Genomic DNA, 9,458 nt, shown 5'->3' with positions numbered 1-9,458 from the left:
GCGCGGAGCGGTGCGCGGAGCGGTGCGCGGAGCGGTGCGCGGAGCGGTGCGCGGAGCGGTGCGCGGAGCGGTGCGCGGAGCGGTGCGCGGAGCGGTGCGCGGAGCGGTGCGCGGAGCGGTGCGCGGAGCGGTGCGCGGACGCCGGACGCGGGGAGCGCCCGCCGGACGACGGAAGACGGACGCACCGGACGCGGGGCGCACCGGACGCGGGAGCGGTCCGAGGCCGCCGTCAGTATCGAGAGCCCTGCCGAAGGGCCGAACGACGAGGTGTCAGGGCTTGGTGGCCAGGCCGCCCCAGAAGGCGTCGGGGACCTGTTCGGGGTCGCCGTCGGGGCGCCATAGCGCGACGGGCACGATGCCGTCGGACGTGGTGCTCCAGGGGCCCAGCAGGTCGGCGAAGCGGGCGGGGGCGCGCATGTGGAAGCCGGGGCCCATCATCGCCAGGGCCTGCGGGAACGACTCGAGCTCGGTGCTGTCGAAGTCGAACGCGAGGCGGCTGCCGTCCGGGACGGCGTCGTGCATCGCGTCTAGGGCGCGGGCCAGGGTCGCGTCGTCGAGAAACGCGGCCAGGCCCAGGAACACCAGGGCGACCGGGCTGCCGTCGAGCACCCGGGCGCGGGCGTCGGGGTCGATGCCGTCGAGATCCGTGGCGTCGCCGAGCGTGTAGGCGACGTCCGGGTGCCCGGCGACGAGGCTGCCGCCGGCGGCGACGATGTGCGGGTCGATGTCGGTGTAGAGGACGCGGGCGCCGGGGGCGTTCTCGTGGACGTTGCCACGGGTGGGGATGCCGGCGCCGAAGACGAGGAACCGGTCGATGCCTTCGGCGGCGAGGTGGCGCACCGCCCGGCCGGAGAACGCGCGCAGCGAGCGGAAGATGTCGGCGCACGGCCCGTACGCCGACTCGAACGCCTGCGCGGCGGCGACGTCGACCGGCAGGTGGTCGCTGCCGCCGAGCCAGTAGTCGATCATTCGTGCGGTACTGGGGGCGTCCGGCTCCGTCATGCGCTCCAGCATGCCCCGCCCGGACCGGCCCGCGCGACCGTCCGGCGTGGCGCCACGCCGAAGCGGGCCGGTTGCCGGATTTCCGTGATCCCGAACGGTTGTCCGGAACCGCACGGGATCACGGGCGTTGCCGAGACGGTGACGGCGATCAGTACCGTGTGGGGCGTGATGCGGTTGGGGATCGACTTCGGGACGTCGACGACGGTGGCGGTGCTGGCGGTGGACGGTCGGGAGCCGCGGCCGCTGCTCTTCGACGGGTCGCCGCTGATGCCGTCGGCGGTGTGCCTGGACGAGGGCGGCGGGCTGGTCGTGGGACGGGACGCGCTGCACCTCGGGATGGCGAGCCCGGGCAGGCTGGAGCCCAACCCGAAGCGCCGCGTCGACGAGGCGTCGGTGCTGCTCGGCGACGCGGAGGTGCCCGTCACGCGGCTGTTCGAGGCGGTGCTGGACCGGGCGGTCGCGGAGGCGGCGGGGATGTCGGTCGGGCCGCTGACCGACGTCGTGGTCACGTGCCCCGCGGCCTGGGGCGAGCGGCGGCGGCAGGTGCTGCTCGGCGCGGCGCCGGCGGGGGCGCGGCTGGTTGCTGAGCCCGTCGCGGCGGCGCACTACTTCGCCGACGTGGCGGGGCACCGGGTGCCCGTGGGCGGCACGGCGCTCGTGTACGACTTCGGCGCCGGCACGTTCGACGCGTCGGTGGTGCGGCGCACGGAGGGCGGGTTCGAGCTGCTCGCGACGCTCGGGCTGGACGACACCGGCGGCCTCGACGTCGACGCGGCGGTCTTCGCGCACCTGCGGGACGTCGTGCCGGATCCGCAGGGGTACTGGCCGCGCCTCGCCAACCCCAAGGACGCCCTCGACCGGCGCGTGACGCAGCAGGTGTGGGACAACGTGCGGACGGCGAAGGAGATGCTGTCGCGGCTGCCGTCGACGCTGGTGCACCTGCCGCTGTTCAACGTGGAGGTGCCGCTGGACCGGGACACCCTCGGGCGGCTGGCGGAGCCGGTGCTGCGGCGGACCGTCGGCACGAGCGTGGAGGTGCTCGCCGTCGCGGGGCAGCCGATCTCGTCGTTGGCGGCGGTGTTCCTGGCGGGCGGGTCGAGCCGGATGCCTGCCGTGGCGGCCGCCCTGGACCAGGCGCTGGGGATCGCGCCGGTGGTGGTGGACCAGCCGGAGCTGGCGGTGGCGGAGGGAAGCCTGCGCGGCTTCGACCAACCGGCCACGACAGCGCCCGTACCCGTCACGCCGGCAGCGCCCGTACCGGTCGAACGTGGCGCCGGCGGCGCGGCGGCCAGAGCGGCTGCTGGGTGGGCAGAGCAGGCCGCGATCCAGACTTCCGGCGTCGCGGGGGCAACGGGTGTCCAGCCGGCTCCGCCGGTACATCAGCGAAAACGCGACAAAGGGCGGCTGCTGCTGGCCGGTGGCGCCGCGGTGCTGCTCCTGCTCGCCGGTGGCGGCGGTGCCTATGCGTGGTCGCAGCGGCCGGACGGGGTGCGGGCCGCCGCGCTTCCGGTGGTCCTGCCAACGCCCTCGGCGTCCCCGTCTCCGTCGGTGTCGCCGTCGCCGACCGTGAGCGTGGCGGCCGGGCTGGACCCGTGCCTGGTCGGGCGGTGGCGGCAGACGAGCAGCGAGATCCACGTCAACAACGGCTCGAAGCGGCAGCAGTTCAGCGGGGGCGCCGGCATCGTGCAGGAGTTCGACGGCGCCGGGCGCATGTCCTACGACGCCAACGCCTCGCAGCCTTACAAGGCCACGTTCGACGGGGCGAGCTGGACCGAGACGTTCCGCGGTGTGGTCACCGGCAACTACCGCATCCTCGACGGCGCGGTCGTCCTCAGTGGACTGTCGGGCGAGATCAGCTGGGTCATCGACCGCAACGGCAAGCGCAACAACAGCGGCAAGGGCACACTCGCCGTGAAGCCCGAACGGTATGTGTGCGAGGCGACGAAGCTCATCCAGTACGGCCCCGACGGCGACTACACCAACGAGCTGGAGCGGATCGGCTAAAGGTGGGCCCGCAGCGCCGCGGCGAGCTCGTCCCGCCGCCGCTCGCTGACCCGCTCCTCCTCGGGCACGCCCAGGTAGCCGAAGACGCCCGGGCCGCGGCGGTCGTCGGGCTGGTCGGGCATCCGCGGCACGATGTGGAAGTGCACGTGGGCGAAGCCCTCCTTCTCGGCGAACTGCACCACGTAGGTCTTCACGCAGCCGGTCACCGCCGTCAGCGCCCGCGACAGCCGGACCTGCCAGAGCCCGAGCCCCGCCGCCTCCGCGTCGGTCAGGTCGGCGACCGTCGTCACGTGCCGGCGGGGCACCAGCACCAGCCAGCCCGGCAGGCTCGTGTCGAAGCAGTGGGCGGCCCGCCAGTGCTCGTCGGCGGCGATGCGCTCGCGCGGCGGCGCGGCCGCCTGTCCGTCCTGGCGGCACGAGAAGCAGTCCATCCACCGACCCTAGTGGACAATGGGCGGCATGCGGGTCGAGCTGGTCACGGGTGACATCACCGCCGAGCAGGTGGACGCCATCGTCAACGCGGCGAACACATCACTGCTGGGCGGCGGCGGGGTGGACGGCGCGATCCACCGCAAGGGCGGGCCCGCGATCCTCGAGGAGTGCCGCGCGCTGCGGGCCAGCCGGTACGGGCGCGGGCTGCCGGTCGGGCAGGCCGTCGCGACGACCGCCGGGCGCCTCCCCGCCCGGTGGGTGATCCACACGGTCGGGCCGGTGTGGAGCGCGACCGAGGACCGGTCGGCGCTGCTGCGGGGCTGCTACGAACGCTCGCTGGAGGTCGCCGGCGGGCTGGGCGCGGCGTCGGTGGCCTTCCCGTTGATCTCGTCCGGCGTGTACCGGTGGCCGAAGGAGGACGCCGTCGTGCAGGCCCTCGCGGGCATGCGCACGGCGCCGGCCGGCGTCGAGCTGCTCCGGCTCGTCCTGTTCGACGACGAGACGCGGCAGACGGCCGAGCGCGTGCTCCAAACTCTGGAGCGCTGACCCCGCCGGTTTGCCCCGCTTTGTTACCACGGGGTAACCCATTCATCCATGTAACGCTATACATGCACCATGCGCGCCCGCCTGACTGTTCTGCTGCTGGTCGCAGCGCTGCTCTACGTGCTGCCCGACCGCACCCCCGCGTCCGCCGCGCCGCCCGCCGGCGGCATGACGGGCACCCAGCTGACCACCGCGTTCAACACCTACGGCGACACCAGCGGGAGGTGGAGCGGGGCGGACAGCACGGCGTCGGTCCTGCTGCCCGACGGCCGGATCGTGTGGCTGTTCTCCGACACGCTGCTCGGCACCGTCAACGCCGACCACAGCCGCCCGCGCAGCTCGCCGTTCATCAACAACTCGATGGTGGTGCAGGACGGCAGCGCGCTGACCACGACCCTGACCGGCGGCACCGCGAGCGCGCCGCAGGCGCTGCTGCCGCAGACGGCCGACGGGCAGTTCTACTGGGTCGGCGACGGCGAGGTCGAAGGATCGAACCTGCGGGTGGTCTACAACCGCTACCGCCGCACCGGCACGGGGAGCCTCGACGTGGCGCTCAGCGGCACGGTGCTGGCGACGTTCGCGCTGCCGTCGCTCGCGCTGACCGGGGTCACCGACCTGACCCCGGCGGTCGGCAGCACCGTCACCTGGGGCGCGCAGCTGGTGACCGACGGCGGCTTCACGTACATCTACGGCTCTGACTACGTGCCCGCCGACGCGATGCGCTTCGCCCGCCTCGCCCGGGTCCCGGCCGGCGGCCTGAGCGGCCCGTGGGAGTTCTGGAACGGCACCGGCTGGTCGGCGAGCGCGGCGAGCTCCGCACGGCTGCCGCTGTCCGGCGTCGGCACCGCATACGGCGTGCAGAAGCTCGGCGGCCAGTGGGTCCTCGTCACGGTCGAGAGCAACGTGGTGTTCAACGCTCAGGTCGTCGCCTACACGGCCAGCAACCCGTGGGGCCCGTTCAGCGGCCCGGTCGACCTGCTGACCGCGCCGGAGCCGGCGAACCAGTCGGGGGTCATCGTCTACGACGCCCACGTGCACCCGGAGCTGGCGCCGTCCGGGAAGCTGCTGGTGTCGTACAACGTGAACTCCCTCAACGACGGGGACCTCTACGACGACGCCCGCATCTACCGCCCGCGCTTCGCCGACATCGCGTGGCCGCGGCCGGTGCCCGACCCGGCGACGGTCCCGGCCGCGCCGGCGTCGCTGACGGCGACCGCGTCCAGCGCCGGCACGGTCGCGCTGTCGTGGCCCGGCAGCAGTCCGTCCTATGTGGTGTATCAGCGGGACGTCACCGCCGGGCAGACCCACTTCGCGCGGGTCGGCCAGCCCACCACCGCGAGCGCGACGCTCGGCGGGTTCAAGACCGCGCACACGTACGAGTTCAAGGTGGCCGCCCGCAACGCCAACGGCGAAGGGCCGGCGTCGCCGGTGCGCAGCGTCCTGATGACGATCGCGCCGCCGGCCGCGCCGGCCGGGCTCACCGCCGTCCCGCAGAGCGACGGCTCCGTGAACCTGGCGTGGTCGGCGGTGCCGAACGCGTGGCGCTACGACGTGTCCCGCCGCGACCTGACCGCCGGTGAGACCGACTACGTCGAGGTGAGCGACCCGACCCCGGCCGACACGACGGCGACCATCGCGTGGCTGACCAACGACCACCAGTACGAGTTCGTGGTCACCGCCTCGCACGGCGGCGGGAAGTCCCCGTACTCCACGTCGGCCACGGCGACCGTGCACTACACCGTGCCGCCCGCACCGGCGAACCTGACCGCCACGGCGCAGGGCGACGGCACCATCAAGCTCGACTGGACCAGCACCGCGAGCAACGTCTACTTCTGGGTGTACCAGCGGGACGTGACCAACGGCGAGGCCGACTTCACGAAGCTGCCGCTGCCGACGACCGCGCTCACCCTGACCGCGGGGTACCTCGCGCACAACCACCGCTACGAGTTCAAGATCGTCGCGAACAACCTCGGCGGTGACTCGCCGCCGTCGAACCTGGCCCAGGCGACCGCCGTCTACCCGGCACCGGCCGCGCCCGCGAACCTGCGCGCGGTCGCCGGCAACGGGCAGGTGCAGCTCACCTGGGACACCAGCCCCACGCCGGACGTGTGGTACTGGGTGTACCAGCGCGACGTGACCGCCGGTGAGGCCACGTTCCAGCAGCTGCCGATCCCGATCTCGACGTGCTGCACGATGACCGCCGGGTATCTGGTCAACGGGCACCAGTACGAGTTCAAGGTGACCTCGGTGGCGGCCGGCGGCGAGTCCGGGCCGACGAACCTGGTGCGGTCCACGCCGAACCTGCCGCTGCCGCCGCAGGTGACCGGGGTGACCGCGACGACCCGCAGCGACGGCCAGATCGGCCTGACGTGGGCGTCGGCCGGACCCGACCTGTACTACTGGATCGCGATGCGGGACGTGACCGCCGGCGGCGCGATGACCCGCCTGTCGCTGCCGACGACCGCGCTGTCGTTCACCGCCGGGTACCTCACCCACAACCACGTCTACGAGTTCACGGTGACCGCCGCGAACTCCGCCGGCGAGGGCCCGGCGTCGGCGACGGCCCGCGCCACGGCACGGTTCTCGCCGCCGCCGGCGCCGACCGGGTTGACGGCGATCGCGGCCGGTGACGGCACGATCGACCTCGACTGGGACGCGCCAGCGCCGAGCCTGTACTACTGGGTGTACTACCGGGACGTGACCGCCGGCGCCGCGTTCGCGAAGTCGGGCCTGCCGACCGACAAGACGTCGGCGTCGTGGGGCCCGCTGGTCAACGGGCACGTCTACGAGTTCAAGGTCACCGGCGAGAACCAGGGCGGTGAGGGCCCGGCGTCCGCGACCGCGCGGGCCACGTCGACCGGCGGGCTGCCGAAGGCCCCGAGCGGGCTGAGCGCGACCGCCGGGGACGGGCAGGTGACGCTGCGCTGGACGGCCTCGGGCACCGCGAACGTCTACTACTGGGTCGAGTACCGCCCCGCCGGCGGCACCTGGCAGCGCCTGCAGTACCCGGTGACGACGTGCTGCGCGTATACCGTCGGGCTGCTCGCCAACGGCACCACGTACGAGTTCCGGGTCCGGGCCAACAACGTCTCCGGCGACAGCCCGGCGTCCAATGTGGCCAGTGCCCGGCCGCTGCCGCCGCTGCCCGCCGCGCCGACCGGGCTGACCGCGGCGGTCGGCGACGGGCGGATCACGCTGCGCTGGACGGCGTCGAGCACCCCGAACGTCTACTACTGGGTCGAGTACCGCCCCGCCGGCGGGGTCTGGCAGCGCCTGGAGTACCCGCTGTCGACGTGCTGCACGTTCACGGTGACGTACCTGACGAACGGCACGTACTACGAGTTCCGGCTGCGGGCCACGAACCTCGCCGGTGACTCGGCGCCCTCGGTGGCCGCGGGTGCCCGGCCGATGCCGCCGCTGCCGACCGCGCCGGGCAGCCTGAGCACGGCGGCGCAGGGCGACACCGCGGTGCGCCTCGGCTGGACCGCGTCGAGTCCGTCCAATGTGTACTACTGGATCTACTACCGCTATGCGGGGACCTCGGCGTGGACCCGTGCCGCGTACCCGGTCACCACCTGTTGCACGTTCACGATGAGCCTGCTGACGCCGGGCCGCACCTACGAGTTCATGCTGCGGGCGGAGAACCTCGCCGGGCTCAGCGGCAACTCCAACGTGTCCTCGGCGACGCTCACCATCATCACGCCGGGCACGCCCGGCGGCGTGCGGGCGTACCCGACGTCGACCAGCACCTCGGTGTCGACGGTGACGGTCGCCTGGAGCGCGGCCGCGAACGCGACCGGGTACTCCATCGAGGCCCGGGCGTGCCGCGGTGGCGGCTGGCAGACCATCAAGATGATGATCACCAGCACGACGTCGACGGTGAGCTACACGACCGGCTGCTACGAGTACCGCGTCGTGGCGGACCGGTTCGGCAAGTACGGCGGCCGCAGCGGCTCCGTGATCGCGTTCGGGCCGGTCGACGACTACCCGTGGGCCGACTACTGGTTCCCGTACCTGGACCCGTACGAGTTCGTGAAGAAGCAGTGCACGTCGTTCGTGGCCTCACGGGTCGACAAGTACTACTCCCGCAAGCCGCCGAACTTCAACGGCATCAACTACTACAACGCCAAGAACTGGGACGAGGCCACGGCGAAGTACGGCGGCGCGATCAGCCACACCGCTGCGCCGGGCGCGATCGCGCAGTGGAACGGCGGCCAGTACGGGCACGTCGCCTGGGTGTCCGGTGTGGACGGTGGGATGGTGTTCCTGGAGGAGTACAACTTCAACAACCCGGAGGCGTACGGCCGTCGCTGGGTGTCGGCCTCCTCCGTGGACAACTTCCTGCTCGTCAACTGACACTTTGCCGGGCCGGGCCGTTTCTCGCGGGCCGGCCCGGCCGGACGATGCCGTGCCGGATCAGGCTGTCGGCCATCTCGACGATGGATTCCTTCGCGGGACGGGGAGTCCAGCCGAGCTCGCCGGCGGCCTTCTCCGCGCTGACGAGGGCCGGCACGCCGACGTAACCCAACGCCAGACGGATTGTCCGGTCGAAGCGGGCGACCGTCCACATGAGCCAGCGCGGCATGCGGGCGGTCGGCACGCGGTAGCCCTGCGGGCCGAACTCGGCGGCGAGCACCGCCGCGATCTCCTCCATCCAGCGGTGCTCGCCGGCGACGATGTACCGGTTGCCGGCGGCCGCGGGCGTCTCCATGGCCAGCCGGTGCGCCCGCGCCACGTCGCGGACGTCGACGACGGCGAAGCCCAGCCGCGGCACGGCCGGCATCCCGCGGCTGAGCAGCAGCCGGATCACCTCAGCGGACGTGGTGTGCATCGGCCGCTGGAGCGGCCCGAGGACCAGCCCCGGGTTGACGGCGACGAGCTCCAGGCCGTGCTCGCGGGCGATCGCCCACGCGGCCCGTTCGGCGAGCACCTTGCTCTTCGGGTAGGCGCCTGCGCCGGATGCGTCGGGCCAGTCCTCCTCGGTGAACACCTGGCCGGCGGTGCCGTGGTCGTGGCGGATGGCGTCGATGGACGACGTGAGCACGACCCGCCGGACCGTGCCCGACGCGGCGGCGGCGCGCAGCACCCGCACGGTGCCGTCGACGGCGGGCCGGACGACCTCGTCCTCGGTGCGCGGCGCCGACGGCGGGTTGGGCGAGGCGACGTGCCAGACGGCCGTGCAGCCGGCGACCGCCTCGGCCCACCCGGCGTCGGCGTCGAGGCTCGCCCGGACGACCTCGAACGCGCCGCCGGTCCGCTCGGCGACCTCCCGCAGGTGGGCGACGTCGGCGGTGGCCGGGTCGCGGACCGTCCCCCGCACGGCGTACCCGTGGGTGATCAGCTCCTCGATGCAGTGCCCGGCGATGAAGCCGGTGGCGCCGGTGACGAGCACCGTTCCCTTCGACACGACGAACCCCAATCTAAGCGCCGTTTAGAATCTAAGCACTGTATAGTCGGCTTCGGTGGCCGGCGTCAAC

General features: G+C 73.1%; 6 protein-coding genes. 3 read left to right on the top strand and 3 right to left on the bottom strand.

Annotated features, from left to right (window positions below):
- Positions 1 to 270: 270 nt before the first annotated feature.
- Positions 271 to 1,002, bottom strand: a complete 732-nt coding sequence (locus ABD332_RS42675) for an SAM-dependent methyltransferase (protein WP_344509660.1) — start codon at positions 1,000 to 1,002, stop codon at positions 271 to 273.
- Positions 1,003 to 1,170: 168 nt separating this feature from the next.
- Here ABD332_RS42675 and ABD332_RS42670 point away from each other — a divergent pair, with 168 nt between their 5' ends.
- Complete coding sequence (locus ABD332_RS42670) at positions 1,171 to 3,006, top strand: Hsp70 family protein (RefSeq protein WP_344509758.1); 1,836 nt, start codon at positions 1,171 to 1,173, stop codon at positions 3,004 to 3,006.
- Here the strand turns inward: ABD332_RS42670 and ABD332_RS42665 are convergent.
- A complete protein-coding gene (locus ABD332_RS42665; RefSeq protein WP_344509658.1) occupies positions 3,003 to 3,437 on the bottom strand; it encodes an HIT family protein in 435 nt (144 codons plus the stop codon). The two genes, ABD332_RS42670 and ABD332_RS42665, sit on opposite strands and share 4 nt — an antisense overlap.
- 28 nt (positions 3,438 to 3,465) lie before the next feature.
- Here ABD332_RS42665 and ABD332_RS42660 point away from each other — a divergent pair, with 28 nt between their 5' ends.
- Complete coding sequence (locus ABD332_RS42660) at positions 3,466 to 3,984, top strand: O-acetyl-ADP-ribose deacetylase (protein WP_344509656.1); 519 nt, start codon at positions 3,466 to 3,468, stop codon at positions 3,982 to 3,984.
- Between the two features lie 69 nt (positions 3,985 to 4,053).
- Entirely contained in the window at positions 4,054 to 8,337 is a 4,284-nt protein-coding gene (locus ABD332_RS42655) for a fibronectin type III domain-containing protein (protein WP_344509654.1), read from the top strand.
- Here ABD332_RS42655 and ABD332_RS42650 read toward each other — a convergent pair.
- Complete coding sequence (locus ABD332_RS42650) at positions 8,330 to 9,388, bottom strand: NAD-dependent epimerase/dehydratase family protein (RefSeq protein WP_344509652.1); 1,059 nt, start codon at positions 9,386 to 9,388, stop codon at positions 8,330 to 8,332. The genes ABD332_RS42655 and ABD332_RS42650 overlap by 8 nt on opposite strands.
- Positions 9,389 to 9,458 lie beyond the last annotated feature (70 nt).

This window comes from Dactylosporangium maewongense (genome assembly GCF_039531485.1).
GTDB classification, from domain to species: domain Bacteria; phylum Actinomycetota; class Actinomycetes; order Mycobacteriales; family Micromonosporaceae; genus Dactylosporangium; species Dactylosporangium maewongense.
This window is presented reverse-complemented; position numbering and strand designations above follow the sequence as displayed.